The sequence below is a fragment of the Streptomyces sp. NPDC024555 genome (assembly GCF_055559335.1).
In genome coordinates, this window is sequence record NZ_JBVHKV010000007.1 from 345,266 (window position 1) to 370,576 (window position 25,311).

The window sequence follows — 25,311 nt, forward strand, 5'->3', positions numbered from 1 at the left end:
TCACCCCGCTCCGCGCGGGGGAGGCGGCCCGTCGTGCCGTCACTCGGCCGCGAACGCGGCCCGCAGCTCCTCCCTGAAGGAGCGCTGGAACGCGGTCACCAGCGCCTGCAGCACGATCGGCTGCATATGCCCGGACAGCGACCGCATCGCCTTCACATGCTCCGGATCCGACTCCCGCTCCCGGTACGGGTTCCACACCTCGTCCCGGAACAGCCGCGACAGCTCGTGCGCGACCGAGCGGGTGTGCTCCAGCAGCACGGTCCGGGCCGCGAGGATCGTCTCGTGCGCGATCGGCACGTCCAGCAGCTCCACCCCCAGCCGGAGCAGCCCCGGATCCAGCCGGTACACCCCGTCCGCCGGATCGGACCGCTCCAGCACCCCCATCGCGGCCAGCCGGTCGATGTCCCCGCGGTCCAGCGGCCGTCCCGCGCGCCGCTCCAGATCGGCCCGGGTGGCGTCCTCCGCCGAGTCCGGTGCCCACGAGGCCACCAGGGCCCGGTGGATCGCCAGATCATGGGCGCTCAGATCGGGCGGCAGCTGCTCCAGATAGCGTTCGATCGCGGCGAGCGTCATCCCCTGGTGCTGGAGCTCCTCGATGAGCGCCAGCCGGGACAGATGCGCCTGCCCGTAGTGCCCCACCCGGCGCGGCCCGATGACGGGCGGCGGCAGCAGCCCCCGGGTGCTGTAGAAACGCACCGTGCGCACGGTCACCCCGGCACGGGCCGCCAGCTCGTCGACGGTCAGCGTGGGCTCCTCGGCTCCGGTCGCCATATCTGCTCCTCGGGTCTCGGTGCAACAGTATTGCTGTCTCACCAACGATGTGAAAGAGGTCCGCCGCAGGCCCGGCCCCTGTCGGCGCCCCGCCCACTGTCAGTGCCCCCGCCTAGCCTGGATCCATGCCGGAGATCCAGTACGTACAGGGTGACGCGACCGCGCCGCACGGCAAGGGCGTCAAGGTGATCGTCCATGTCTGCAACGACCTCGGGGGCTGGGGCAAGGGCTTCGTCCTGGCCCTCTCGCGCCGCTGGCCGGGCCCCGAGGCGGCCTACCGGCGGTGGCACCGGGAGCGCGCCGGCAACGACTTCGGCCTCGGCGCGGTGCAGTTCGTGCAGGTGACCCCCTACATATGGGTGGCCAACGCGGTGGGGCAGCGCGGGATGCGCCGGGGGAGCAAGGGCGTTCCGGTGCGCTACGAGGCGATCGACACCGCGCTCGCCACGGTGGCCGAGCGCGCGGCGGAGCTGGGCGCCTCGGTGCACATGCCCCGGATCGGCTGCGGGCTCGCCGGGGGCACCTGGTCCCGGGTCGAGCCCCTGATCGAGCGGCGGCTGACGGCCCGGGGGCTGCCGGTGACGGTGTACGACTTCGAGGGCTGAGCGAGCCGCCCGGACGGAGGGCTGAGCGAGCCGCGCCCGCACGCAGCCCGTGTGCGAGCGCGAACGGTTCCCCCGCCGGACCGCCCGCCCCGGTCCGCCGCCGTCCCTCCCGATACGCTGACCGCCGTCCACGGGGGTGGGTGACGAGGGGAGGTCCGGTGACGGAGGCCGACGCGGAGGGCGGGACGACCGGTGGACCGGGGGAGGGGGCGCCGCCCGGCGCCGAGGACGCGTCGCTGCTGACGCTGCTCGGCCTGGGACCCGACGAGGACACGGTCTACCGGCTCCTCGTGGACCGCCCGGACTGCGAACCGGAGGCGCTCACCGGGCCGGTGGGCGGGATCGGCACGGTCACCCGCGCCCTGGACGCGCTGCTCGAACGGGGCCTGGCCAGCGCCGACCGGCCCGACGCGGACGGCGTCGTGCGCTACCGGGCCGCCTCGCCCGTGCTCGCCCTGGGGCCGCTCCTGGAATCGCGGCGCTCGGCCCTGCACCGCGTCGAGTCCCTCGTCGGCGACCTCACCGAACGGCACCGCTCCGCCCAGCTGTACGGGGCGGGCGCCCCGGTCGAGGTGCTGTCCGGACCGGCGGCGATCCGGCGGCGGCTGCTCACCATGCAGCGCCAGGCCCGGACCGAACTGTGCACGCTCGTCCCGGCCCGCCACGTCCCCGCCGTCCTCAGCTTCGAGGACAACCACGAGGAGGTGGACGCCGAGATGATCGGGCGCGGAGTGAGCGTCCGCAGTGTTGTCGAACGCGAATGGCTGGAGGACCCGCAGACCGCGAGCCTGCTCGCCTCCTGCGTCGCCCAGGGCCAGCACATCTCCGTCACCGACCGCCTTCCCATCAAGCTCGCCATCGTGGACCGCCGGGTCGCCCTCCTGCCCCTGGACCCGGAGCGCGAGACCGAACCCGTGGCGCTCGTCGTGCACCGGACCGGGCTGCTCACCGCCCTGGTCTCGCTCTTCGAGGAGCACTTCGAGAAGGGCTGGCGGCTGAGTCTGACCGGCGGGCAGGAGGGCTCCGGCTCCCCGCTCGCGGCCGTCGACCGGCAGATCGTGGCCCTGCTGCACGTCGGGCTCACCGACGCCGCCATCGCCCGTCAACTGGGCATGGGCCACCGCACGGTGCAGCGCCGACTGCACGCGCTGATGGACGAGGTCGGTGCCGAGACCCGCTTCCAGCTGGGCTGGCACGCGGCGAGGGCCGGCTGGCTGCCCGATCTCGGGGACACCGGACCGGTTCCGGGACCGGCCCCGGAGGCGTAATTACGCCACGGCACTTTCGCGCCAGCGCCATCCCTTGTTCACACCGCCTTCCATGACGAACGATCGGCACGTCAACGCCCGAGCCGCCCCAACGGCTCGGGCGACGGTGTGCAAGGGGAGGTCTCTGTGAGACGAACGAATGTGCAGCGGATGCTGGCCACCGGTGTGGTCGCCGCCGCGACGGGGGCGGCGCTGCTGACCGCGCCGGCCTGGGCGGAGGAGCCGGTTCCGGCATCGGCGGCCGAACCGGTGGGTGTCGCCCCGGCGATGACCCAGGGCCTGGACAAGGCCCCCCGGCCCGGCACCCCGGCCGAGGCCGCGCGGGCCCATCTGAAGGCCCACGCGGACACCTACCGCGTCCCGGTCTCCGACCTGAAGGCCGTGAAGACCACCAAGGACGGCGCGCAGTCCTCGGTCCGCTTCCAGCAGAAGCACCACGGCGTCCCCGTCTTCGGTGCCGAGTACGCGGTGCAGACCCGCTCGGCCGACGGCGGCCAGCAGGTCACCTCCGCCACCGGAACCCTCTACACCGACCTCACCGTCTCCACCACGCCCCAGGTCGGCGAAGCCCTCGCACGGCAGCGGATGTTCGGCCTTGACCGGAACCTGGCCGGGGTGCGCGACGCCCGGACCGAGGCGCACGGCCTGTCCGTCCTGCCCGACGCGAACGGCGGGCGGCTCGCCTGGCACTTCACCGTCACCGGCGGCAGGGCGAACGGCAGCCCGCTCCGCCAGGAGGTGTACGTCGACGCGGCGGTGGGCGGCATCGCGCTCTCCTACAACAACATCGACGCCGCCGATGCCTCGCCCGCCCGCGCCACCGGCGTGCGGGTCGACGGCAGCGAGGCCGCGCTGGACGTCAACAAGGAGACGGACGGCTCGTACACCCTCGTCGACTCCACGCGTGCCATGTACCCGACGACCGGGGGACAGATACGCACCTACGACGCGCTGCGGAAGAACTACACCCTCGTCGCGGGCGGCCCGGTCACCGACGACATCCCCCTCGCCACCTCGGCGAGCGACCGCTTCGACGGCGTCAACACCGCCTCGGGCGCGGTCGACGCGCACCTGAACGCCGCGAAGGTCTACGAGTACTACAAGGACCAGATCGGCCGCGACGGCGTCGACGGCAAGGGCGGCACCATCTACTCCGTCGTCAACGTCGCCTCCAACGGCAAGGACTACGCCAACGCCTTCTGGGACGGCTCCAAGATGGTCTACGGCCACATGGACGGTGTCCCGCTCTCCGTCGGCCTGGACGTCGTCGGCCACGAGATGACGCACGGCGTGACCGAGCACTCCGCCGGCCTCGTCTACCTCAACCAGTCGGGCGCCCTCAACGAGGCCATCTCCGACTACTTCGGCAACGCCATGGAGACCGCCGACAAGGGCATCGCCATGAGCGACCCCACCTCCGGTCTCATCGGCGAGTACCTCTGCAACGGCACCAAGCCGCTGGAGGAGTGCGCGCTGCGCGACCTGAACGACGGCCGCAACGCCCAGAAGGACTACCAGCCCATCACGCTCGACATCGACAACGGCGGGGTGCACTACAACTCCACCATCGTCGGCGGCGCGCTGTGGGACATGCGCAAGAACCTCGACCCCAAGCTCGCCGACCAGATCGTCTACCGGTCCGCGCAGAACTACCTCACCCCGCTGTCCGGCTTCACCGACATGCGCAACGCGGTGACGCTGGCCGCCAAGTCCCTCAAGGTCTCCGCCGCCGACCTCGCCGTCATCGCCAAGGCCTTCGACGACCACGGCATCGAGCGGGGCTGGGAGCAGAAGGGCGGCACCCACGACGGCACCACCATCGGCGCGGACGTCCTGCCCGCCTACGAGGTCTACAGCGGCGTCGACGAGCAGGCCGCGCAGATCAACGGCGACGTCTACGCCATCAGCCACGGCGACGCCATCGCCTGGGACCAGGGAAGCGCCGCCTTCGGCATCACCGTGGGCCGCTTCGGCAAGAAGCCCACGCACGAACTGGCCCAGCGGAACGCCTATCTGCTCGACCCGTCGCTCGACGACGACCGCATCGTCTTCACCCGCATCGCGGCCGACGGCATCGGCATCTACCGGGCCGGCGCCAAGGGCCAGGGCGCGATCAAGAAGCTCGTCGACCGCCCGGACGCGGACGAGACCGAGCCGGTGACCGACAACGGCGCGCTCGCCTACATCAGCACCACCGCCGACGGCGAGCAGGACGTGATGCTCCGCAAGGCCGACGGCACCACGGTCAACGTCACCCCGGAGCCCGGCACCAAGGCCTCCCGGCTCGCCATGAAGCACGGCACGATCGCCTGGGCCGGCGGCGACGGCACCTATGTGTACGCGTACGACATCGCGTCCGGCACCACCCAGACCAAGCGGATCACGGGCTTCCTCTTCGACTACGTCTCCGACATCCAGATCACCTCGGACCGGGTGTTCTGGCGGGAGACCGGCGGCTTCCTGATCCCGAGCACGGCGTTCACCTCGGCCCCGCTCGGCGACCTCTCCAAGGCGGCCAAGCTGCGCTACCCGTCGAACGTCTACGTCGCCCAGTTCTCGGTCAGCGACGAGTACTTCGCGTACTCCACCTACGACCTGTGGGGCGCCCTCGGCGCCTGGACCGAGCCCGGCAAGGTGCGCGTCGCCGAGACCGCCGACGTCGTCGCCGGAGTCAACGCGTTCAGCCGGGTCTCCTGCTCCTCCGGCGCCCAGCTGGCCCCGTCCCTCGGTGACGGCCAGCGCATCGCCTGGCTCGACACGAGCGCCGCGGCCACCGATGTGGTGACCCGCGCGACCTTCGCCGGAACCTGCGAGGAGTAGTCCCCGCCCGGCACCGCACCCGTGACGGGGCGCCCACCGAACCTCCGGTGGGCGCCCCGCCCGTGCGTGACAGACATACGCTTCCTGTCACTCCGTATCGAACCCCGGCCGGACGGCACCTACAGTGGGGGTCCACGCCGCGGATCGGGGAGGGCCATGACGGCACGGAGCACCGACGAGTCACCGCTGGCCCTCGCGCTGCGCGCGCCCGAACCCGCCGACGCGCTGAGCGAGCAGATCCTCGACGCCGCCCGCGAGCAGTTCATGACCTTCGGACTGCGCCGCTCCACGGTGGACGACGTCGCCCGGCGCGCCAAGGTCTCGCGCGTGACCGTGTACCGCAGGGTCGGCAACAAGGACGGACTGGTCTCGGCCTGCCTGCTGCGCGAGTACCGCCGGTTCGTCATGGAGGTCGACGAGGCGGTGGCGGCGCTGCCGACCACGGAGGACCGGCTCGTCGAGGGGTTCACCGCGGTGCTGCGGCACATCCGCGAACACCCCCTCATCGGCGGGCTGCTGCGGCTGGAGCCCGAGACCATGCTGCCGTTCCTCACGGTGGAGAGCGGCCCCGCCTTCCTCGCCATCCGCTCCTACCTGGCCGAACGGCTGGGCGAGGCGCGCCGGGCGGAGGGGCTGCCCAGCGGTGACCCGACACCGGTCGCCGAACTGATGGTGCGGATCACCGTCTCCTTCCTCCTCAACCCCGTCAGCTGCTTCGAGCTCGACGACGACACCCAGGTACGGGAGTTCGCCCGCCGCTGCCTGGTGCCGCTGCTCGCTACCGGGTAGACGTCCCGGCGCCGTCGCGTTCGTCGGGCAGCGGTTCCAGCGGGCGGTTGCGGGCCCAGTGCGGCCCGAGGTCGTCGAGCCGCCAGCCGAAGGGGTACGAACGCGGCTGCGGCCGGGACGGGAAGCGGCGCGGCCGGGCCGGCAGCCGGCGCACGCACCGCGCCCGCAGCCGCAGCGCCGCCTCGGCCGAGTTCCGGGCCCACCGGGGCTGCGGCCGGAACCCCAGCGCGGCGAGCAGCGGCTCGTCCAGCAGCGCCAGCGAGAACCTGGCGATCAGCGGCCGCAGCGGACGCGGGTACCAGGCGGCGATGACCCGGAAGGTGGCGTTGGCGACCCGCCGGTTGGCCGGGTCGTAGGCGAACATCCGCGCCTCGTACGCCTCCAGCAGCTCCTCGAACCCCGCATAGCTGTCGGGCACGTCCTCGATGCCCATCACGGCCCCCGTCCTGCGGCCCGCCTCCACCAGTGCCTGCACCTCCTGCGCGCACAGCGGGCGCCAGCCGAACCGGTCGATCCAGCGCTTGGGGCCCACCACCGTCGTCGCCAGGACGTACCGGAAGTCCTCGTTGGGGATGGAGTACTTCCCGTGGATCCGGTTGAGATGACGGGCCGCCGCCCGTCCGCGCTCCGAGTCGAAGCCGTCGGCGGCCATCTCGTAGCCGAGCAGCACCGTGTCGTCGTAGCGCTTCTGCCCGGCCCGCTCGAACTCCTGGGTGCGGTCCAGGAGTACCGAGATCCGGGGGACCCCGTAGTCCCGCAGGAAGGCGACGCTCACCCCCTGCCGGTAGTCCCAGGGGAACTCGTACTGGGAGATCAGCCGGAGGATCTCGGCGTAGTCGCGCGACGGATCCATCCGGCGGATCTGGTGCAGCCGGCTGTAGCGGCCCATGGTGCGCCCTCCTGTCCGTGTACCGGTTCAGCGGTGCGGCCCCGTCCGACCGGTCAACTCACCCGCTGATGCGGCGGGATGAGGAACCGTCAGAACGCAGAGTCAAAGATACAAATACTATCGACTTGTTTCAGGAGTCCCGTCAACACCGCCGACGGCCCCGGACCCCCGGGTCGCGCGCCGGGCCCCGGTGGGCGGCCGGCCGCACCGGCTCGCATACTGGATTGCGCGGGGGCAGGGCGCCGGACCGTGCCGCCCGCCGAGCGTCGGGAGCACCGCATGACCAGCCGACCGGTCCCGGAGGCCGATCCCGCACCGCCACCGCCGGGCGGGGTGCTGTGGAGCCTGTCCGGAGACGTCCGGGCCCTGCTGATGCTGCCCGCCGCCCTCACCCTCCAGGTCGCCCACCCCGCCGTCGGCGCCGGAGTCGACGAGCACTCGGTCTTCCGCACCGACCCGTGGGGGCGCGGCGAACGCTCCCTCGGCTCGCTCCAGCTCTGGGTGTACGGCGGGGCCGAGGCCGCCGAGGAGGGGCGCAGGCTCCGTCAGCTGCACCGCACCGTCAACGGAACCGACACCCGGGGCCGCCCCTACCACGCCCTGTCACCCGCCAACTACGCCTGGGTGCACGCCACCGGCTACCCCGTCTACCGGCACGGCGCCCGCTACCTCCTGCGCCCCCTCGACGCGGCCCAGGAACGCGCCCTGTACCGGGAATGGCTCCAGGTCGGCCGCGTCCTCGGCATCCACGACCGGGACATGCCGCAGACCATCGAGGAGTTCTGGCCCTACTACCACCGGATGCTCGCCGAGGAGATCGAACGCACCGTCGTCGTGGACGAACTCGTGGCCACCCGCACCCCTGTGCCGCCTCCGGACCGGGGCCCGCTCCGGCTGCTGCTGCGGGCGTGCTGGCCGCTGCTGCTCCCGCCGCTGGCCCGGTTCCGCGCCTTCCTCACCGTCGGGCTGATGCCGCCGGACGCGCGTACCGCCATCGGCCTGGAGTGGACGGACGCGCAGGAGCGCCGGCTCCGCCGCTTCTGCGCCGTGCTGCGCGTCGTGGTGCCCGTCCTGCCGGAACGGCTGCGCTATCTGCCCCGGGCACGCCGCGCCAGGGCCGCCCACCGGGCCGCGCGGCGCCGGGCCGGTGCCGGGTGATCGAGCCCCGTACTACGCCGAGGCGCGGCGGACCAGCCGGGTCGGCATGATCACCGCCTCGTCCCGCGAGCCGCCGCCGTCCAGCCGTTCCATCAGCAGCCGGACCATCAGCCGGCCCATGCCGACCACGTCCTGACGGACCGTCGTCAGCGGTGGGTCCGTCGCCTCGGCGACCGACTCCAGATCGTCGAAGCCGACGAGCGCCACGTCCTGCGGCACCCGGCGGCCGTGGGCGCGCAGCACCCGCAGCGCGCCCGCCGCCATCAGGTCGTTGGCCGCGAAGACCGCGTCCAGCTCCGGGACCCGCTCCAGCAGCCGGGCCATCGCGCGGGCGCCGCCCTCCTCGGTGAAGTCGCCCTCCTCGATCAGGGCGGGACCGGCATCCGGCAGGACGTCCGTGTAGCCGTCGATCCGGTCCAGCGCGGAGGTCTGGTCGCGCGGTCCGGCGATGTGCGCGACCGTGCGGCGGCCGAGCGAGACGAGATGACGCACCGCCTCCCGCGCCCCGGCGCGGTTGTCGCAGTCCACATAGGGCACCGCGAGCGCGGAACCGGCCCCCGGCCGGCCGGGCCGCCCGCCGTACACGGTCGGCACCCGGAACCGGCGCACCACGGCGGGCAGTTCGTCCCCGGTGTGCAGCGAGAAGGCCAGCACCCCGTCGACGTGGCCGCCGGCCAGATAGCGGGTGACCCGCTCGAAGTCGCCCCGGTCCTCCACGAGTAACAGCACCAACTGGGTGTCGTTCAGCGCGAGTTCGCGGCTGATGCCCCGGATGTGCTGGGAGAAGAAGGGATCGGAGAAGATCCGGGCCTCGGGCTCGTCGATGATCACCGCGACGGCCCCGTTGCGCCGGGTCACCAGGGTGCGGGCGGCGTGGTTCGGTATGTAGCCCAGCTCCTCGACCGCCTTGCGGACGCGCTCCACGAGCGGCTGCCGCACGCCCGCCCCGCCGTTCACCACCCGCGAGGCGGTCGCCCGGGAGACATCGGCGAGGGCCGCCACCGCCTCCAGGGTCGGGCGGGTGCCGTCCGGGACGGCGGGGCTCGGACCGGACACAGGACGCTCCTCGGGGCGCGGGACGGTGCGGAGGACGGCCGGGCCCGGCCGGTCAGCGCGGAACCTCCCCAGCCTAGGCCCTTTCGTCACACTGCCGCCTGCCCCGCGGGGCCATGCACGCGCTCTCGCCGCACCGGGCACAGGCCCGAGTACGTCCAGTACGAGGACCCGCACCCGGCACACCGAGAGCACGCACCTGACCCCGCAGGGCCGTCCTTCGGGCGACGACGGCAGTGTGACGACAGAACCTGGGCCCTGTCCGGCCATTCCCGTCTGCCGGGCGTGTCGGACAGGCCCTGGGCTCTTTCCTCCCGATCGGGGCCGTGACCCCGGTCATGATCGGCCGTCGCCGCGGGGGCGGGCGCACCGAACCGCGCCCGCTGTTGCACGGGCCTGTCGCGAGGCCCGCGCCCGGGGTACCGTCCCGCCATGCCGACAGCCGGGGACAGGGCCTGTTTCGAGTTCCCCGTCAGCGCCCCGACGCCCGGCACCAGCGCCGGGGGACCGACGAAGCGCACCCGGACCCGCCCCGGCCGGCGCGTGCGCAACCTCGCCCTGACCGCCGTGGCCGCCGCCCTCCTCACTTCCCTGGTCGTCGCCCCGTCCGGCGCGGCGGACACCCCGCCGCGCACCGGGTTCGAGGTCACCGAGGGGGAACGCTGGACGAGCCCCGACGAGGAGAGCGCCCTGCTCGCCGCCGTGGACCGCCACGGCGACCGGGTCTCCGTGGACCGCGTCGGCACGACACCGCGGGGGCGGCCGCTGCGCCTCGTCACGATCGGCGGCGCGCGCCCCGGCGCGCTGACCGTGCTGCTGGTGTGCAGCCAGCACGGCGACGAACCCGCCGCCCGCGAGGCCTGTCTGACGGTGATCAGGGATCTGGCCTACGCCACCGACCCCGCGACCCGCGCCCTGCTCGACCGCACCCGGATCCTCGTCCTGCCCACCGCCAACCCCGACGGCTTCGCGGCCGGGACCCGGGGCAACGCCGACGGCGAGGACGTCAACCGCGACCATCTGGCCCTGCGGACCCCCGAGGCCCGCGCCCTGGCCGCCGTGCTGAGGGACCGGGCGCCCCAGGTGGTCGCCGATCTGCACGAGTACGCGGCGACACCTCCGTACTACGAGAAGGACCTCACCGTCCTGTGGCCGCGCACGCCCGCCGCCGACGGGGTGCGCGGGGCCGCCGAGCGGCTGGTGGAGAGCGGGCTGCGGCCGGCGATGCGGGAGGCCGGCTACACCGTCGGGCTGTACGGCGAGTGGAACGACCCCGTCACCGGCGCCCGGATCAAACAGACGGCGGGCGACGGCCAGGAGCGCATCCTGCGCAACCTCGCGGGGGTCAAGCACGCCGTCGCGGTGCTCGTCGAGTCCCGCGCCGACCCGGTCGACGCGACCGAGCGCGCCCGTCCCGCGCTCGCCCAGCGCCGCCGGGTGTCCTCCCAACGCACGGCGATCGAGGCCCTGTTCGACGCGGCCGACCGCGAGCGGGCCGGCCTCGCCGCCGTCACCGCGCGGTCCCGCGCGGCGGGCGGCGGGGACCGGGGGCCGCTGTACCTCGGGGGAGCGGACGACCGGGCACCCCGCACCGACGACGTGCCGGCCGCCCCGCCCTGCGGCTACCGGCTCACCGCCGCGGCGTACGCCCGGGTCCACGACGAACTGGCCCTGCACGGTGTCACGTCCCGTGCGGACGGCGACGGGGTGTACGTCCCCCTGCGCCAGCCCGCCCGCAACCTCGTTCCCCTGCTCCTCGACCCATGGGCCGCATATCACCTCGTAAACGGACAAGCCGATACGGCTTGTTGATCCCCGACGCGCCACCGTCCGTGTGGTACTGCCTACGGAGAGCGAAACATTTCTCCCGAAAGGTGCCGTGCGTGTCGCAGGACGAACAGAGAACGGGCGACGAAGGAACGGACGACCGGGCAGCGGACGAGCAGGAAGCGGATTCCCGGCGGGCGGACGTCCTGGGCGACCTCTCGGTGACGGCGGATCTGCCCGGCGAGCCCTCCGGGGACCGCAGGCCCACGACGGACCGGGTGGTGTTCGGCGTCACCGCCGTCCTCACCCTCGCCTTCGTCGTCTGGGGCGCCACCGCCACCGACTCGCTGGAGGACGTCTCCAGCCGCATGCTCAACAGCCTGATCCACAACGGCGGTTGGGCCTTCATGCTGGCCGCGTCCGGCTTCGTGGTCTTCGCCCTCTGGCTGGCGATCAGCCGGTACGGCAACATCGCGCTCGGCCAGGAGGGCGAGGAACCGGAGTTCCGCACGGTCTCCTGGGTCGCCATGATGTTCAGCGCCGGCATGGGCATCGGCCTGATGTTCTACGGCGTCAGCGAGCCACTGGCCCACTTCACCGACCCGCCGCCCGGCACCCACCCCGCCGACGCCGCCGAGGCCATGCAGACGGCGATGGCCACCACCCTCTTCCACTGGACGCTCCACCCCTGGGCGATCTACGCGGTCGTCGGCCTCGCCATCGCGTACAGCACCTTCCGGCGCCGCAGGCGGCAGACGATCAGCGCGGTCTTCGAACCCCTCATCGGCGCCCGCCACGCCCACGGCGGCGTCGGACGGCTGATCGACATCCTCGCGATCTTCGCCACCCTCTTCGGCTCGGCGGCCTCGCTGGGGCTGGGCGCCCTCCAGATCGGCAGCGGCTTCCACGAGCTGGACTGGATGGAGAAGACCGGCACGGGACTCCTCGTCCTGATCATCGCGGTGCTCACCGCCTGCTTCGTCGCCTCCGCGGTCTCCGGGGTGGAGAAGGGCATCCAGTGGCTGTCCAACACCAACATGGTGCTCGCCCTGATCCTCGCCGTCTTCGTGTTCGTCGCCGGCCCCACCGTGATCGTGCTCGATCTGCTGCCCACCTCCATCGCCGCGTACTTCGGCGACCTCCCGCAGCTCGCCGGGCGCACCGAGGCCACCGGCAAGGGCGAGGTCGCCACCTGGCTCGGCAGCTGGACCGTCTTCTACTGGGCCTGGTGGATCTCCTGGACGCCCTTCGTCGGCATGTTCATCGCCCGCATCAGCCGCGGCCGCACCATCCGCCAGTTCATCGGCGGGGTCATCCTGGTGCCGAGCACCGTCAGCCTCGTCTGGTTCGCCATCTTCGGAGGCACCGCGATCAAACTGCGCGAACGCGGCAGCCTCGGTGACGCGGACACCCCGGAGGCCCAGCTCTTCGGCGTGCTGCGGGAGTTCCCGATCCCCACCGTGATGAGCATCCTGGTGATGGTCCTCGTCGGCATCTTCTTCGTCTCCGGCGCCGACGCCGCCTCCATCGTCATGGGCACCCTCTCGCAGAAGGGCATCCTCGAACCCGCCAAGTGGGTCATCGTCTTCTGGGGCGTCGTCACGGGCGCGGTGGCGGCGGTCATGCTGCTCATCGGCAACGGCAAGGGCGACGCCCTCGCCGGACTCCAGAACCTGACCATCCTGGTCGCGGCGCCGTTCACCCTGGTGATGATCGGCATGTGCGTGGCCCTGATGCGGGACCTGCGCAGGGACCCGCTGATCGTGCGCCGGGAGTTCGGCGTGGAGGCCGTCGAGTCCGCGGTGATCGAGGGGCACACCAAGTACGACGGCGACTTCGAGATCCGCATCGGCCCCGGCGGCAGCGAGATCACCACCGAACGCGACGGCCGGCGCGGAGGGCCGGGCCCCGCCTGATCCGGACGGTGGCCCCGGGCCGCCCGCGCGCCCCGTCGGCCCCTCAGCCCACCAGGTCCGCCGCCGCCCGCGCACAGCCCAGGGCCACCGTCACACCCGCACCGCCGTGCCCGTAGTTGTGCACCAGCCGCCCGCCGCCGGGCAGGGGCTCCGCCTCGATCCGCACCCCGCCCTCGCGGGCCGGCCGCAGTCCCACCCGGTGGCCGACGACCCGCGCACCGGCGATCTCGGGCCGCACCCGCGCGCACCGCTCCACGATCGCGCGGGCCGTGTCCGGATCGGGCACCGTGCTCCAGTCGCCGGCGACGGCGGTGCCGCCGAGGACCAGCCGGCCGGGCTGCGGGAAGAAGTACGTCGTCTCGCTGGAGGCGGGGTCCGCCTCGGTGAACCACTCCTCGATCCCCGGGTTCTCCACCAGCACCAACTGGCCGCGCACCGGCCGCATCCCGGGATCCGGCACCAGCGACGCCGCCCCGATCCCGGTGCAGTTGACGACCACGTCCGCGCCGTCCGCCGCCGCGCCGAGGGACGCGACGGTGCCCCGCTCCAGCGTGCCCCCGGCGGCCGTCACCCGGTCCTCCAGCCACCGCAGATGCGCCGGCATGTCGAGCAGCGGCAGCCGGCAGCGCAGGCCCTCCGGGCCCTCCGTCAGGGACTCCACCCGCCCCGCCCACGGCCCGAGGGCCGCCAGCCGTTCGCCCCGGTGCAGCCCGGCGACCAGCCGGACACCGGTCTCCCCGGGCCGGGCCGCCAACTCCTCGTACCAGCGCAGCGTGGTCAGGGCCCAGTCGCCGACCCGGTCCAGCGGTTCGATGCGATAGGGCCACCACAGGGCGCCCGCGACCGCCGACGTCGTCGCGGACGCGGGCTCCGCCGAGACGACCCGCACCCGGTGGCCCTCCCGCGCCAGCACCAGCGCCGTCGTGAGCCCCATGACGCCGCCGCCCACCACTCGCACGTCCGACACTGCCCCACCGCTTCCGCTCGCCGCCGTATCCGCCGGTGGGGACGGTAACCGAACACGCCGGACCCGCCCACCGCACCCCCCGCACGCGGCCTCCGGCCGCGACCGGGTGCCGATTAGGATCGGCACCCTGATGACTGCCACTCTCGTCGCCAAGGACCTCGCCGCCGGACACGGCGACCGCACGCTCTTCGCCGGGCTCGACCTCGTGGTCGCGCCCGGCGACGTGATCGGTCTCGTCGGTGTCAACGGGGCCGGAAAATCGTCGCTGCTCCGGCTGCTCGCCGGGCTCGACCGGCCGGAGGAGGGGGAGCTGCGGCTCTCCCCGCCCACCGCCACGGTCGGGCACCTGCCGCAGGAGCCCGAGCGCAGGCCGGGGGAGACCGTCCGGGAGTTCCTGGCCCGGCGCACCGGCGTCGCCGACGCCCAGCGGACCATGGACGAGGCCACCGAGGCCCTCGTCGACGGGGCGCCCGGCGCCGACGACGCGTACTCCGAATCGCTGGAGCGCTGGCTGGCGCTCGGCGGCGCCGACCTGGACGAACGGGCCGAGGAGGTCGCTGCCGAACTGGGCCTCACCGTCGGCCTCGACCTGCCGATGACCGCCCTGTCCGGCGGTCAGGCGGCCCGCGCCGGACTCGCCTCGCTGCTGCTCTCGCGCTACGACGTCTTCCTGCTCGACGAGCCGACCAACGACCTGGACCTCGACGGCCTCGAACGCCTGGAGCGCTATGTCTCCGGGCTGCGCGCCGGCACCGTCGTCATCAGCCACGACCGCGAGTTCCTGATGCGCACGGTCACCAAGGTCCTCGAACTCGACCTGGCCCAGCAGCAGATCAACCTCTACGGCGGCGGCTACGCGGCCTATCTGGAGGAGCGAGAGCGGGCCCGCCGGCACGCCCGCGAGGAGTACGAGGAGTACGCGGACAAGCGCTCCGCGCTCGAAGGCCGCGCCCAGACGCAGCGCGCCTGGATGGACAAGGGCGTCAAGAACGCCCGTCGCAAGGCCACCGACTCCGACAAGATCGGCCGCAAGTTCCGCAGCGAGTCCAGCGAGAAGCAGGCGGCGAAGGCCCGCCAGACCCAGCGCATGATCGAACGGCTCGACGTCGTCGAGGAGCCCCGCAAGGAGTGGGAGCTGCGGATGGAGATCGCGGCCGCGCCGCGCTCCGGTTCCGTCGTCGCCACGCTGCGCGACGCGGAGGCGGTCCTCGGCGACTTCGCCTTCGGCCCGGTCTCGCTCCAGATCGACTGGGCGGACCGGGTCGCCATCACCGGGGCCAACGGGTCCGGGAAGTCCACGCTGCTGGCCGCGCTGCTGGGCCGGCTGCCGCTGGACGCGGGGCACGCGAGCCTGGGCTCGGGCGTGGTCGTCGGCGAGGTCGACCAGGCCAGGAAGCTGTTCCACGGCTCGGAGAGCCTGCTGGAGGCGTTCTGCGCGGCCGTTCCCGACCGGGAGCCCGCCGATGTGCGCACCCTGCTCGCGAAGTTCGGGCTCCGGGCCGACCACGTCATGCGGCCGGCGACCACGCTCTCGCCGGGCGAGCGGACCCGGGCGGCACTCGCCCTCCTCCAGGGCCGGGGCGTCAACCTCCTGGTGCTCGACGAGCCCACCAACCACCTGGACCTGCCGGCGATCGAGCAGCTGGAGTCGGCGCTCGACTCCTACACGGGGACGCTGCTGCTGGTCACGCACGACCGCCGGATGCTGGAGGCGGTCCGCACGACGCGGCGCGTGGAGGTGACGGCGGGCCGGATCACCGAGAGCTGACCCCCACCCGCCGCCCGGCCTCGTTTGGTATGCCAACGAGACCGGGCGGTGGTGTACCCGGCGGCATTGGCCAGTGACGACCGCCTGCTCCGGGTGTCCCGGATTCGCTCGGACGGCATTCTGGTATGCCAAATGGTACGGTCGCTGTGCTCGGCCGGTACCGCTCCCCGTGCTGCCCCGGCCGGTGCGCCCCCGCCCGCCGCCGAAGGAGACTCCACGATGACCGCACCGCCGGACGGCGCCGTCTCCCACGCCGACCGCGCCGAGCGCGCGATCCGCGCGGGCATCCTGTCCGGCGCGTACGCCCCCGGCGCACGGCTGCGCGAACGCGAGCTGTCCGACGCGCTCGGCATCTCCCGCATCCCGGTCCGCGAGGCGCTCACCCGGCTCAGCGGCGAGGGACTGGTGGTGAACGCCCCGCGCCGGGGCGCCTCCGTGCGCGCCCTCTCGCTGCGGGACGTGACCGAACTGTTCGACCTCCGCCTGAGCCTGGAGGTCTTCGCCGCCCGGCGCGCGGCCGAGGCCCGTGCCGCCGGCCACGACGGAAGCCGGCTCACCGCGCTCATGGCCGCCGCCGAGGACGCCACCCGGCGCGGCGACACCGCCGCCGTCCCCGCCGCCAACACCGCCCTGCACGCCGAGATCGTCGCCATGACCGGCAACCGGCTGCTCCGGGACGCGTTCCGGCCCTCCCTGGGGCTGGTGCAGTGGCTCTTCACCCTCACCGCGGGCCGCGACCCGGGCGTCCAGTGCGCCGAGCACCAGGGCATCTGCGCCGCGATCCAGTCCGGCCGGCCGGACCTGGCCGCGGCCCTCGCGTACGCGCACATCGAACACGGCCGGGTCCCCTCGCTCGACGCCCTGGCGGACGTCCTCCCGGCCGGGTGACACCGCTCCTCCCCGAACCGCCGACCGAACCACAGGAGAGACACCCCATGCTGATCACCGACGTCCGCCCCTGGGGCGGCGAGTCCAGCGACATCGAGGTCCGGGACGGTGCGATCGCCGCGATCACCGCGCACGACCCGGCCCGCCCCGCCGCGGACGACACCGTGGCCGGACGCGGACGGCTCGCCCTGCCCTCGTTCTCGGACGTCCACTGCCACCTGGACTCCACCCGGATGGGGCTGCCGTTCCGGCCGCACACCGGCGAGGGGGGCATCTGGGGCATGGTCATGAACGACCGCGCGCACTGGCGCGAGGACGAGTGGAGCGTCGCCGAGCGGGCCACGTACACCCTGGGCCGGATGATCGAGCGCGGGACGACCAGGGTCCGCAGCTACGCGCAGATCGACGCGGACTGCGGCCTGGAGCGGTTCGAGGGCGTCCTCGCCGCCAGGGAGGCGCACGCCGGCCGGTGCGACGTCGAGGTCATCGCCTTCCCGCAGGCCGGGCTCCTGCGCGAGAAGGGCGTCCCCGAGCTGATCGACCGGGCCCTCTCCTCGGGCGCCGCCGTGGTCGGCGGCATCGACCCGTGCACCCTGGACCGCGACCCCGTACGCCACCTCGACGTCCTCTTCGACCTCGCCGAACGCCACGGCGCCCCGGTCGACATCCACCTCCACGAGCCGGGCGCGCTCGGCGTGTTCAGCGTCGACCTGATCCTGGAACGGGTCCGCGCCCTCGGCATGGCCGGCCGGGTCTCGCTCTCGCACGCCTACGACCTCGGCGGCGTCGACGAGGCGACCACCCGCCGGCTCACCGAGGAGTTCGCCGAACTGGACATCGCCATGGCCACCGTCGCCCCGGCCCGGCACCGCTCGCTGCCGCTCACCGGACTCACGGCCGCCGGGGTGCGGGTCGGTCTCGGCGAGGACGGCCAGCGCGACTTCTGGTCGCCGTACGGCAACGGGGACATGCTGGACCGCACCTGGCAGCTCGCCTTCACCCACGGTTACGACGCGGACGAACTGATCGAGCACTGCGTGGCCGTGGCCACCGTCGGCGGCGCCTCGATCCTCCGGGACGGCCCGGCCCGGCTGACGTCCACCGCCGACCGTCCCGGTCTCGCGGTGGGCGACCCGGCCGATCTGCTGCTCGTGGAGGGCGAGACCGTCGTCTCCGCCGTGATGGACCGCAGCGGCGACCGCACGGTCCTGCACGCGGGCCGCGTCGTCGCCGACGGACTGGCCCTCGTCGGCTGACGGGAACGGCCGTCGCGTGCCCCACCCGGGGACGGGCGGCAACGGCCGGCGAGAACCGCCGAGGGGGCGGGGCGGCCCGGCCGCACCCGCCCCCTCGGCCGTCCGCTACCGCTTCCTGCCACCCTGCTTCGGGTCCAGCAGTCCGGCCCTGCGCAGCGCGTCGGCCATCGCGCCGTTCGCGGGCGCCGCCGGGGCCTGACGTCCGCCGCCCCCGCCCCCGTTGCCGCGCCGGTCGCGTCCCTGGCCGCCCTGGCCGCCGCGCGCGCCCTGGCCGCCCTGGCCCTGACGCTGCCTCGGCGGGCGCCCGCCGCGCTCGTTGCCCTGGTTCGCGGCCCCGGCGCCCGCCTCGTCGTCCAGCCGCAGCGTCAGCGAGATCCGCTTGCGCGGGATGTCGACCTCCATGACCTTCACCCGCACGACGTCACCCGGCTTCACGACGTCCCGGGGGTCCTTCACGAAGGTCCGGGACATCGCCGAGACGTGCACCAGCCCGTCCTGGTGCACACCGACGTCCACGAACGCGCCGAAGGCCGCCACGTTCGTCACGACGCCCTCCAGCACCATCCCGGCCTCCAGGTCGCCGATCTTCTCGACGCCCTCCTTGAACGTGGCCGTCCTGAAGGCGGGCCGGGGGTCGCGGCCCGGCTTCTCCAGCTCCTTGAGGATGTCGTTGACGGTCGGCAGCCCGAACCTCTCGTCCACGTAGTCCTCGGCCCGCAGCGAGTGCAGCGTCCGGGTGTTGCCGATCAGCGCCGCGACGTCCGCGCCGGTCCGCTTCACCATCGCGCGCACCACCGGGTACGCCTCCGGGTGCACGCTGGAGGCGTCCAGCGGGTCTTCGCCCCGGATCCGCAGGAAGCCCGCGCACTGCTCGTACGCCTTCGGGCCGAGCCTGGCCACGTCCTTGAGGCCCTTGCGGGAGCGGAACGGGCCGTTGGCGTCGCGGTGCGCCACGATGTTCTCGGCGAGCCCGGTGCCGATGCCGGAGACCCGCGAGAGCAGCGGCGCCGACGCGGTGTTGACGTCGACCCCGACCCCGTTCACACAGTCCTCGACGACCGCGTCCAGCGAACGCGACAGCTTCACCTCGGACAGGTCGTGCTGGTACTGCCCGACCCCGATGGACTTGGGGTCGATCTTCACCAGTTCGGCCAGCGGGTCCTGGAGCCGGCGCGCGATCGACACGGCGCCGCGCAACGACACGTCCATGTCCGGGAGTTCCTGCGAGGCGAAGGCCGAGGCGGAGTACACCGAGGCGCCCGCCTCCGAGACCATCACCTTGGTGAGCTTCAGCTCGGGATGCTTCGCGCACAGCTCACCGGCGAGCTTGTCCGTCTCGCGGGACGCCGTGCCGTTGCCGATGGCGATGAGGTCGACGTGGTGCTCGCGCGCCAGCCGCTCCAGGGTCGCCAGCGACTGGTCCCACTTGTTGGCCGGGACGTGCGGGTGGATGACGTCGGTGGCGACGACCTTGCCCGTCGCGTCCACGACGGCGACCTTCACGCCGGTGCGGAAACCGGGGTCGAGCCCCAGCGTGGCCCGGGTCCCGGCCGGCGCGGCGAGCAGCAGGTCCCGCAGGTTGGACGCGAAGACGCGCACCGCCTCGTCCTCCGCCGCCGTGCGCAGCCGCAGCCGCAGGTCGATGCCGAGGTGCACCAGGATCCGTGTCCGCCAGGCCCAGCGCACCGTGTCGCCCAGCCACTTGTCGCCGGGCCGCCCCCGGTCGCCGACGCCGAAGCGCCGGGCGACCATGTTCTCGTACGAGGACGGGCCGGGCGTCTCGGACGGCTCCTCCGGCTCCAGGACCAGATCGAGGACGTCCTCCTTCTCGCCCCGGAGCATCGCCAGCACCCGGTGCGAGGGCAGCGCGGTGAACGGCTCCGCGAAGTCGAAGTAGTCGGCGAACTTGGCGCCGGCCTCCTCCTTGCCCTCCCGGACCCGGGCCACCAGCCGCCCGCGCGACCACATCCGCTCGCGCATCTCGCCGATCAGGTCGGCGTCCTCCGAGAAGCGCTCGGTGAGGATGGCACGGGCCCCCTCCAGGGCCGCCGCCGCGTCCGCGACGCCCTTGTCCGCGTCCACGAAGGCGGCCGCCGCGGCGAGCGGGTCCACCGACGGGTCGTCGAGCAGCCCCGAGGCCAGCGGTTCGAGACCGGCCTCGCGGGCGATCTGGGCCTTGGTCCGCCGCTTCGGCTTGAACGGCAGATAGATGTCCTCCAGGCGCGCCTTCGTGTCGGCCGCCCGGATCCGGGCCTCCAGCGCCTCGTCGAGCTTGCCCTGCTCGCGTACGGACTCCAGGACCGCCGTGCGCCGCTCCTCCAGCTCCCGCAGATAGCGCAGCCGCTCCTCCAGCGTGCGCAGCTGGGCGTCGTCCAGCATCTCGGTCGCTTCCTTGCGGTAGCGCGCGATGAACGGAACGGTCGAACCGCCGTCGAGCAGCTCGACGGCCGCCCTCACCTGTCGCTCCCGTACGCCGAGTTCCTCGGCGATCCTGCCTTCGATGGACATCGTCACGGTTCTACCGACTCGCCTTCTCCTGCTGGCTGTGCTGGTCGGGCCCGGGGGCCGGCCGTGCGACCGGCCCCCGGAGCCACTCGCCTGCATTGTGCCGGGTGGCCGGGTGCCGTGTCGCCCGACCGACCCGGACACGCCCCAGGTCCGGTCAGCCGGTGGCCTCCACCGGGAACGCCCCGGCGGCCAGCACGGTCTCCAGGAACCCCCGGCCCAGCTCGGTCAGCCGGGCCGTGCCCGCTCCGCCCAGATGCTCGTACGGGGCCAGGTCCAGCCGGTCCGTGGTCTCCTCCAGGGCGGTCCGCATCGCCGCGCCCTCCTCCGTCAGCGTGCCCTCGGCGGTGAGGTATCCGCGTCCGCGCAGCCGCTCGCAGGCGGCGTCCCAGTCGGTGCGCCGCCAGCCCCGGCTCGCCAGCAGCCAGCGCGGGGCCATGCCCTTGCCCGTGGCGGTGTGGCTGACCAGCGCCTCCAGTGGATCGAGGGAGGCGGTGAGGAGCGCGGCGAGATGGCCGTCGCCCCGGTGCTCGCGCAGCAGGGTCGCCGCGTGCCAGTAGGCCAGGTGCGGTTCGTCCGGCACCGGGAGATCGGCGAGCGCCCCGTACAGCGGCCGGGCGTGCCGGGTGCAGCCCTCGGTGGCGCGCAGGGCCAGCTCGGCGGCCTCGGCCATCTCGGGGGAGGCGACCGTCTCGTCGCCGAGCAGCCGGCGCAGCGTCGTGTCGGCGGCGCGCAGCCGGGCCGCGAGGACCGCTTCGGGGGAGGCGAGGTCCCAGACGGCGGGCACGTGCCGGGAGACGAAGGCGTGGTTGAAGTTGTAGAAGGCGGCGGTGACCGTGCCCGCGCCGACGGCGCCGAGCGGGGCGGCCCGCGTCGCGAAGTAGGCGGCGGACGGGTCGGCTATCCCGATGGCCGCCAGCTCCTTCGCCAGATCGGGCGAGAAGTAGAGCGTCGAGTGGAACGGGTTGAGGGCGTTGTGGCAGCGGCGTCCGGCGCGGGGCGGCAGAGTACTCATACCCGCACGTTACCGACTGGTCGGTACGGCCCGGAACCCCTGGACGGACGTGACCTGCGCCCCGCCCCGACATGGCAGAAAAGGTGGGAGGACCGTCATTGCGGCCATCCGCGGGCCCCCGGAGGATGGCGTGCATGAACCAGCGCACCGTCCTGGTCGTCCTCTTCGACGGCGTCCAGAGCCTCGACGTGACCGGCCCCATGGAGGTCTTCGCCGGAGCCGCCCGCTTCCCCGGCATCTCCTACGCGCTGCGCACCGCCTCGGCCGACGGCGCCCCGGTCCGCACGTCGAGCGGGCTGACCCTGGTGCCCGACGGCTCGCTGGCCGGTGCCGCGACCCCGCACACCCTGCTCGTCCCCGGCGGGCAGGGCACCCGCGCCCCCGAACCGGCGCTGGTCGACTGGCTCCGCGCCCACGGGCCGCGGCCCGAGCGGCTGGTCTCCGTGTGCAGCGGGGCACTGCTGCTCGCCGCCGCCGGCCAGCTCGACGGACACCGGGCCACCACCCACTGGAGCGTCTGCGACCATCTCGCCCGCACCTACCCGGACGTCGAGGTCGATCCCGAACCGATCTTCGTCCGCGACGGCAGGATCGCCACCTCCGCCGGGGTCACCGCGGGCATCGATCTCGCCCTGGCGCTCGTCGAGGAGGACCACGGCCGGGACGTCGCCCTGGCGGTCGCCCGCCACCTCGTGGTCTTCCTGCGCAGGCCCGGCAACCAGTCCCAGTTCAGCGCCCAGCTCACCGCCCAGACCGCCCGCCGCGAACCGCTGCGCGAGGTCCAGCACTGGATCACCGAGCACCCGGCCGCCGACCTCTCCGTGGAGGCCCTCGCCGCCCGCGCCCGGCTCTCGCCGCGCCACTTCGCCCGCGCCTTCCGGGACGAGACCGGCACCACCCCCGGCCGCTACGTCGACCGGATCCGTCTCGAAGCCGCGCGCCGTCTGCTGGAGGACACCACCGACGGTGTCGCCGGCATCGCGCGCGCCAGCGGCTACGGCACACCCGAGGCGATGCGCCGGGCCTTCCTCAGGGCGCTCGGCACCGGCCCCGCCGAATACCGGCGGCGCTTCAGCCCCCGTCCGGCGGGCGGCCCGCCCGCCGCCACCGACCACCCCGGTCACTGACCGGAGGACCCACCGAAAGGCAGGCAGCCACCCATGCGGATCGCCATCCTCCTCTTCGACCGCTTCACGGCCCTGGACGCCGTCGGACCGTACGAGATCCTGTCCCGCGCCCCCGGTGCCGAGACCGCCTTCGTCGCCGGGACCGCGGGGCCGGTGCGCACCGACAACGGAAGTCTGGCGCTGGTCGCCGACCGGACGCTGGACGAGGTCCCGGACCCCGATCTGGTGATCGTCCCCGGTGGCCCCGGACAGGACGCCCAGATGGAGAACGAGGCCCTGCTCGGCTGGCTGCGCCGGGCCGACGCCGCCAGCACCTGGACGACGTCCGTCTGCACCGGCTCCCTGCTCCTGGCCGCCGCCGGACTGCTGACCGGACGCCGCGCCACCTCCCACTGGCTGGCCCTGGACACGCTGAAGGCGTACGGCGCCGAACCGACCGGGGAGCGCGTGGTCACCGACGGCAAGTACGTCACCGCCGCGGGGGTCTCCTCCGGCATCGACATGGGGCTGACCCTGCTCGGCCGGATCGCGGGCGAGCGGCACGCCCAGGCCGTCCAGCTGCTCACCGAGTACGATCCGCAGCCGCCCTACGACGCCGGGTCCCCGGCGAAGGCACCCGCCGAGCTGGTCGAGGAGTGGCGGGCGAGGAGCCGCTTCATCCTGCGGTGAGCGGACCGCCCTCCGGGGCGCCCGCGGGCCAGGTGAAACGCGGGGTGCGGCGCTCCAGGAAGGCCGCGACCCCCTCCGCGGTGTCCCCGCACCGGCGGGCCTGCTCCGTCCAGTACGCGTCCCGGTCCGCCCGCCCCGCGGCGAACTCCTTGGCCGCGGCCTGGGTCAGCCGCGAGCGGGAGACCAGCGTGCGGGCGTACTCCCCGACCCGCCGGTCGAACGCGTCGGCCGGCAGCACCTCGTCCACCAGCCCGGTCCGCAGCGCCCGCCCGGCGTCGATCAGTTCACCGGAGAACAGCAGGTGCTTCGCGGTCGCCGGGCCGGTCAGCGCGACCAGCCGGCGGGTGGACGAGGAGGGGTAGACGATGCCCAGCCGGGCCGGGGTGACCCCGAACGACGCGCCCTCCCGCGCGAACCGCAGATCACAGGCGGCGGCGAGCTGGCTGCCGCCGCCCACGCAGTAGCCGCGCACCGCGGCGAGCGTCGGCAGCGGGAACGCGGCGAGCGCCTCCTCGGCCGCCACGGCCAGCGCCTGCGGCTCCTCCGAGCGATCGCGCAGCGAGGAGATGTCCGCCCCCGCGCAGAAGGTCTCCCCGGCCCCGGTCAGCACCAGGGCACCCACGGAGGCGTCGGCGGCCAGCTTCTCCAGGAGCACCGGCAGCGACCGCCACATCGCCGCCGTCATCGCGTTGCGCTTGGCGGGGTTGCTGATCACGACGGTGGCGACGCCGTCCGCGACGGCGTGCTCCAGCCGGGGTTCCGTACGGTCCATGGGCCGGATGCTATCCACCGCCCCCGAACCTATGATCAGGAAGGGGTCGCGAAGCAGGTACGCACCCTGAGGAGTACGCCGTGGCCGATCCGGTGAAAGAGGGCAGGAGGCTCCACCGCAGTTTCGGCGGTCTGGCCCTGCTCGGCATCCTTCTCGTCGTCGCCGGACTGGTGGGGCTCGTCTACACGGGCGTGGCGACGCTCACCTCGATGATCCTCTTCGGCTGGCTGCTGCTCATCGGCGGCCTGGTCGGTCTGGTGCACGCCGTGCAGTCGCGCGGCACCAGCTACTTCTGGCTCGGCGTGGTGGTCGCGGCGCTGAACATCGCGGCCGGTGTCGTCGTCATCCGCCATCCGCACGGCACCGCCGAGGCCCTGACGATGTTCGCCGCGCTGCTCTTCCTGACCGGCGGGGTGTTCCGCCTCGTCGGCAGTGTGGTGGTGCGCGGCCCCCAGTTCGGCTGGACGCTGCTCCAGGGTGCCTTCGGGCTGCTGCTGGGGCTGCTGGTCCTCTTCGACTGGCCGCACAGCAGCCTCTACGTCCTGGGCTGCTTCTTCTCGCTGGCCCTGCTCTTCGACGGACTCGGGCTCATCGCCGTCGGAGTGGGCGGCCGGCAGATCGTCTCGCTCGTCTCGGAGCAGATGACCCCCGACGGCACCGGCCCCGACGCAGGAACAGAAGAAGAGCAGAAGCGGTCGGAAAGCTGATGGGCCCGGAAGAAGTCGACCAAATCACGTCGATATAAGTCGACTTCTGTTCAGTAGGACGGACCGGCCCGACTACGCCCCGCACCCTGTACTCGACGTGCAGTCACCATCGAGGCGAGAGCGGGTACCGGACTATGGAGAGCCGCGGGAGTGTCCCCGCCCGGCCCGTGTCGTACGAGGGGGTCTGGCGCTTCACGGCCCCGGCCACCGACGCCTCCGTACCCCGGGCCCGGCACGCGGTGCGCGATCTGCTGGCACGCCAGGGCGTGCCCCTGGACGAGGACATCGCCCAGGGCCTGCTGCTCATCGTCTCGGAGCTGGTGACGAACGCGGTGAAGCACGCCGCGCTCCTCTCCCCGGAGCTGGCGGTCGAGGTCGCCGTGAACGCCGAGTGGATCAGGGTCGCGGTGGAGGACAACCACCCCTACCGCCCCACGGCCCTGGAGACGGACTACGCGCAGACCGGCGGACGCGGGCTGCTGCTGGTCCGGGAGATCACCCGCGAGGCGGGCGGCAGCTGCGACGTGGAGCACACCGCGAGCGGCGGGAAGATCATCTGGGCGGCGCTGCCGCTCCGCACGCTCCCCTGACCCCGCCGCCG

21 protein-coding genes are annotated in these 25,311 nt (G+C 73.5%); 14 read left to right on the forward strand and 7 right to left on the reverse strand.

Annotated elements, in window-relative coordinates:
* Positions 1–39 precede the first annotated feature (39 nt).
* Positions 40–771 carry a MerR family transcriptional regulator gene (locus tag ACZ4FH_RS14845; RefSeq protein WP_385108019.1) on the reverse strand — a complete coding sequence of 244 codons (732 nt, stop codon included), beginning with the start codon at positions 769–771 and terminating at the stop codon, positions 40–42.
* Positions 772–896: 125 nt separating this feature from the next.
* Between ACZ4FH_RS14845 and ACZ4FH_RS14850 the strand changes: the two genes are divergently transcribed.
* From ACZ4FH_RS14850 to ACZ4FH_RS14865, 4 genes are all read left to right on the forward strand, one after another.
* Positions 897–1,376, forward strand: coding sequence for a macro domain-containing protein (locus ACZ4FH_RS14850; RefSeq protein ID WP_467304855.1), 480 nt, complete (start codon positions 897–899; stop codon positions 1,374–1,376).
* 158 nt (positions 1,377–1,534) lie between these two features.
* Positions 1,535–2,644 (forward strand): helix-turn-helix transcriptional regulator, encoded by a 1,110-nt coding sequence (locus ACZ4FH_RS14855; RefSeq protein ID WP_467304857.1) that lies wholly within the window; start codon positions 1,535–1,537, stop codon positions 2,642–2,644.
* Positions 2,645–2,770: 126 nt separating this feature from the next.
* Positions 2,771–5,464, forward strand: coding sequence for a M4 family metallopeptidase (locus tag ACZ4FH_RS14860; protein WP_467304858.1), 2,694 nt, complete (start codon positions 2,771–2,773; stop codon positions 5,462–5,464).
* A 156-nt stretch (positions 5,465–5,620) separates the two neighbouring features.
* Positions 5,621–6,253, forward strand: a complete 633-nt coding sequence (locus tag ACZ4FH_RS14865) for a TetR/AcrR family transcriptional regulator (RefSeq protein WP_467304859.1) — start codon at positions 5,621–5,623, stop codon at positions 6,251–6,253.
* On the opposite strand, the gene ACZ4FH_RS14870 is transcribed toward ACZ4FH_RS14865, so the two are convergent.
* Positions 6,243–7,142, reverse strand: coding sequence for an oxygenase MpaB family protein (locus ACZ4FH_RS14870; protein WP_467304860.1), 900 nt, complete (start codon positions 7,140–7,142; stop codon positions 6,243–6,245). The genes ACZ4FH_RS14865 and ACZ4FH_RS14870 overlap by 11 nt on opposite strands.
* A gap of 279 nt (positions 7,143–7,421) precedes the next feature.
* Here ACZ4FH_RS14870 and ACZ4FH_RS14875 point away from each other — a divergent pair, with 279 nt between their 5' ends.
* Positions 7,422–8,300 carry an oxygenase MpaB family protein gene (locus ACZ4FH_RS14875; RefSeq protein ID WP_467304861.1) on the forward strand — a complete coding sequence of 293 codons (879 nt, stop codon included), beginning with the start codon at positions 7,422–7,424 and terminating at the stop codon, positions 8,298–8,300.
* Positions 8,301–8,312: 12 nt separating this feature from the next.
* Here the strand turns inward: ACZ4FH_RS14875 and ACZ4FH_RS14880 are convergent, their stop codons facing one another.
* Positions 8,313–9,356, reverse strand: coding sequence for a LacI family DNA-binding transcriptional regulator (locus ACZ4FH_RS14880; protein WP_467304862.1), 1,044 nt, complete (start codon positions 9,354–9,356; stop codon positions 8,313–8,315).
* Between the two features lie 429 nt (positions 9,357–9,785).
* On the opposite strand from ACZ4FH_RS14880, the gene ACZ4FH_RS14885 reads away from it, so the two are divergent.
* Positions 9,786–11,165 carry a M14 family metallopeptidase gene (locus tag ACZ4FH_RS14885; RefSeq protein ID WP_467304864.1) on the forward strand — a complete coding sequence of 460 codons (1,380 nt, stop codon included), beginning with the start codon at positions 9,786–9,788 and terminating at the stop codon, positions 11,163–11,165.
* Between the two features lie 161 nt (positions 11,166–11,326).
* Positions 11,327–13,036 carry a BCCT family transporter gene (locus ACZ4FH_RS14890; RefSeq protein ID WP_467304922.1) on the forward strand — a complete coding sequence of 570 codons (1,710 nt, stop codon included), beginning with the start codon at positions 11,327–11,329 and terminating at the stop codon, positions 13,034–13,036.
* Positions 13,037–13,079: 43 nt separating this feature from the next.
* Here the strand turns inward: ACZ4FH_RS14890 and ACZ4FH_RS14895 are convergent, their stop codons facing one another.
* Positions 13,080–14,003, reverse strand: coding sequence for an FAD-dependent oxidoreductase (locus ACZ4FH_RS14895; protein ID WP_467304865.1), 924 nt, complete (start codon positions 14,001–14,003; stop codon positions 13,080–13,082).
* Positions 14,004–14,133: 130 nt separating this feature from the next.
* On the opposite strand from ACZ4FH_RS14895, the gene ACZ4FH_RS14900 reads away from it, so the two are divergent.
* The 3 genes from ACZ4FH_RS14900 (at position 14,134) to ACZ4FH_RS14910 (ending at position 17,915) form a co-directional block, all read left to right on the forward strand.
* Positions 14,134–15,771, forward strand: coding sequence for an ABC-F family ATP-binding cassette domain-containing protein (locus ACZ4FH_RS14900; RefSeq protein WP_467304866.1), 1,638 nt, complete (start codon positions 14,134–14,136; stop codon positions 15,769–15,771).
* 219 nt (positions 15,772–15,990) lie between these two features.
* Positions 15,991–16,659 (forward strand): GntR family transcriptional regulator, encoded by a 669-nt coding sequence (locus ACZ4FH_RS14905; protein WP_467304868.1) that lies wholly within the window; start codon positions 15,991–15,993, stop codon positions 16,657–16,659.
* A gap of 47 nt (positions 16,660–16,706) precedes the next feature.
* Complete coding sequence (locus tag ACZ4FH_RS14910; protein WP_467304869.1) at positions 16,707–17,915, forward strand: amidohydrolase family protein; 1,209 nt, start codon at positions 16,707–16,709, stop codon at positions 17,913–17,915.
* 105 nt (positions 17,916–18,020) lie between these two features.
* Here ACZ4FH_RS14910 and ACZ4FH_RS14915 read toward each other — a convergent pair whose 3' ends face one another.
* Together ACZ4FH_RS14915 and ACZ4FH_RS14920 are read right to left on the reverse strand one after the other, a co-directional pair.
* The gene (locus ACZ4FH_RS14915) at positions 18,021–20,429 is read right to left on the reverse strand and encodes a Tex family protein (protein WP_467304870.1); all 2,409 of its coding nucleotides are present in this window, start codon (positions 20,427–20,429) and stop codon (positions 18,021–18,023) included.
* A gap of 148 nt (positions 20,430–20,577) precedes the next feature.
* Positions 20,578–21,435, reverse strand: coding sequence for an SCO6745 family protein (locus tag ACZ4FH_RS14920; RefSeq protein WP_467304871.1), 858 nt, complete (start codon positions 21,433–21,435; stop codon positions 20,578–20,580).
* Positions 21,436–21,569: 134 nt separating this feature from the next.
* Here ACZ4FH_RS14920 and ACZ4FH_RS14925 point away from each other — a divergent pair, with 134 nt between their 5' ends.
* Both ACZ4FH_RS14925 and ACZ4FH_RS14930 read left to right on the forward strand, forming a co-directional pair.
* Positions 21,570–22,562, forward strand: a complete 993-nt coding sequence (locus ACZ4FH_RS14925; protein WP_467304873.1) for a GlxA family transcriptional regulator — start codon at positions 21,570–21,572, stop codon at positions 22,560–22,562.
* Between the two features lie 33 nt (positions 22,563–22,595).
* On the forward strand, positions 22,596–23,231 hold the full coding sequence (locus tag ACZ4FH_RS14930; protein ID WP_467304875.1) for a DJ-1/PfpI family protein: 636 nt from the start codon (positions 22,596–22,598) through the stop codon (positions 23,229–23,231).
* On the opposite strand, the gene ACZ4FH_RS14935 is transcribed toward ACZ4FH_RS14930, so the two are convergent.
* A complete protein-coding gene (locus ACZ4FH_RS14935) occupies positions 23,218–24,003 on the reverse strand; it encodes an enoyl-CoA hydratase/isomerase family protein (protein ID WP_467304876.1) in 786 nt (261 codons plus the stop codon). The two genes, ACZ4FH_RS14930 and ACZ4FH_RS14935, sit on opposite strands and share 14 nt — an antisense overlap.
* Before the next feature lie 80 nt (positions 24,004–24,083).
* Here ACZ4FH_RS14935 and ACZ4FH_RS14940 point away from each other — a divergent pair, with 80 nt between their 5' ends.
* Positions 24,084–24,710: an HdeD family acid-resistance protein gene (locus tag ACZ4FH_RS14940; protein WP_467304877.1), complete on the forward strand. Its 627-nt coding sequence runs from the start codon at positions 24,084–24,086 to the stop codon at positions 24,708–24,710.
* Between the two features lie 134 nt (positions 24,711–24,844).
* Entirely contained in the window at positions 24,845–25,300 is a 456-nt protein-coding gene (locus ACZ4FH_RS14945; RefSeq protein WP_383638221.1) for an ATP-binding protein, read from the forward strand.
* Positions 25,301–25,311 lie beyond the last annotated feature (11 nt).

Excerpts from the sequence above, each read along its gene's own strand:
- ACZ4FH_RS14845 (WP_385108019.1), bottom strand. The coding sequence starts at position 771 with ATGGCGACCGGAGCCGAGGAGCCCACGCTGACCGTCGACGAGCTGGCG.
- ACZ4FH_RS14850 (WP_467304855.1), top strand. The coding sequence starts at position 897 with ATGCCGGAGATCCAGTACGTACAGGGTGACGCGACCGCGCCGCACGGC.
- ACZ4FH_RS14865 (WP_467304859.1), top strand. The coding sequence starts at position 5,621 with ATGACGGCACGGAGCACCGACGAGTCACCGCTGGCCCTCGCGCTGCGC.
- ACZ4FH_RS14870 (WP_467304860.1), bottom strand. The coding sequence starts at position 7,142 with ATGGGCCGCTACAGCCGGCTGCACCAGATCCGCCGGATGGATCCGTCG.
- ACZ4FH_RS14875 (WP_467304861.1), top strand. The coding sequence starts at position 7,422 with ATGACCAGCCGACCGGTCCCGGAGGCCGATCCCGCACCGCCACCGCCG.
- ACZ4FH_RS14885 (WP_467304864.1), top strand. The coding sequence starts at position 9,786 with ATGCCGACAGCCGGGGACAGGGCCTGTTTCGAGTTCCCCGTCAGCGCC.
- ACZ4FH_RS14900 (WP_467304866.1), top strand. The coding sequence starts at position 14,134 with ATGACTGCCACTCTCGTCGCCAAGGACCTCGCCGCCGGACACGGCGAC.
- ACZ4FH_RS14905 (WP_467304868.1), top strand. The coding sequence starts at position 15,991 with ATGACCGCACCGCCGGACGGCGCCGTCTCCCACGCCGACCGCGCCGAG.
- ACZ4FH_RS14910 (WP_467304869.1), top strand. The coding sequence starts at position 16,707 with ATGCTGATCACCGACGTCCGCCCCTGGGGCGGCGAGTCCAGCGACATC.
- ACZ4FH_RS14920 (WP_467304871.1), bottom strand. The coding sequence starts at position 21,435 with ATGAGTACTCTGCCGCCCCGCGCCGGACGCCGCTGCCACAACGCCCTC.
- ACZ4FH_RS14925 (WP_467304873.1), top strand. The coding sequence starts at position 21,570 with ATGAACCAGCGCACCGTCCTGGTCGTCCTCTTCGACGGCGTCCAGAGC.
- ACZ4FH_RS14930 (WP_467304875.1), top strand. The coding sequence starts at position 22,596 with ATGCGGATCGCCATCCTCCTCTTCGACCGCTTCACGGCCCTGGACGCC.
- ACZ4FH_RS14935 (WP_467304876.1), bottom strand. The coding sequence starts at position 24,003 with ATGGACCGTACGGAACCCCGGCTGGAGCACGCCGTCGCGGACGGCGTC.
- ACZ4FH_RS14945 (WP_383638221.1), top strand. The coding sequence starts at position 24,845 with ATGGAGAGCCGCGGGAGTGTCCCCGCCCGGCCCGTGTCGTACGAGGGG.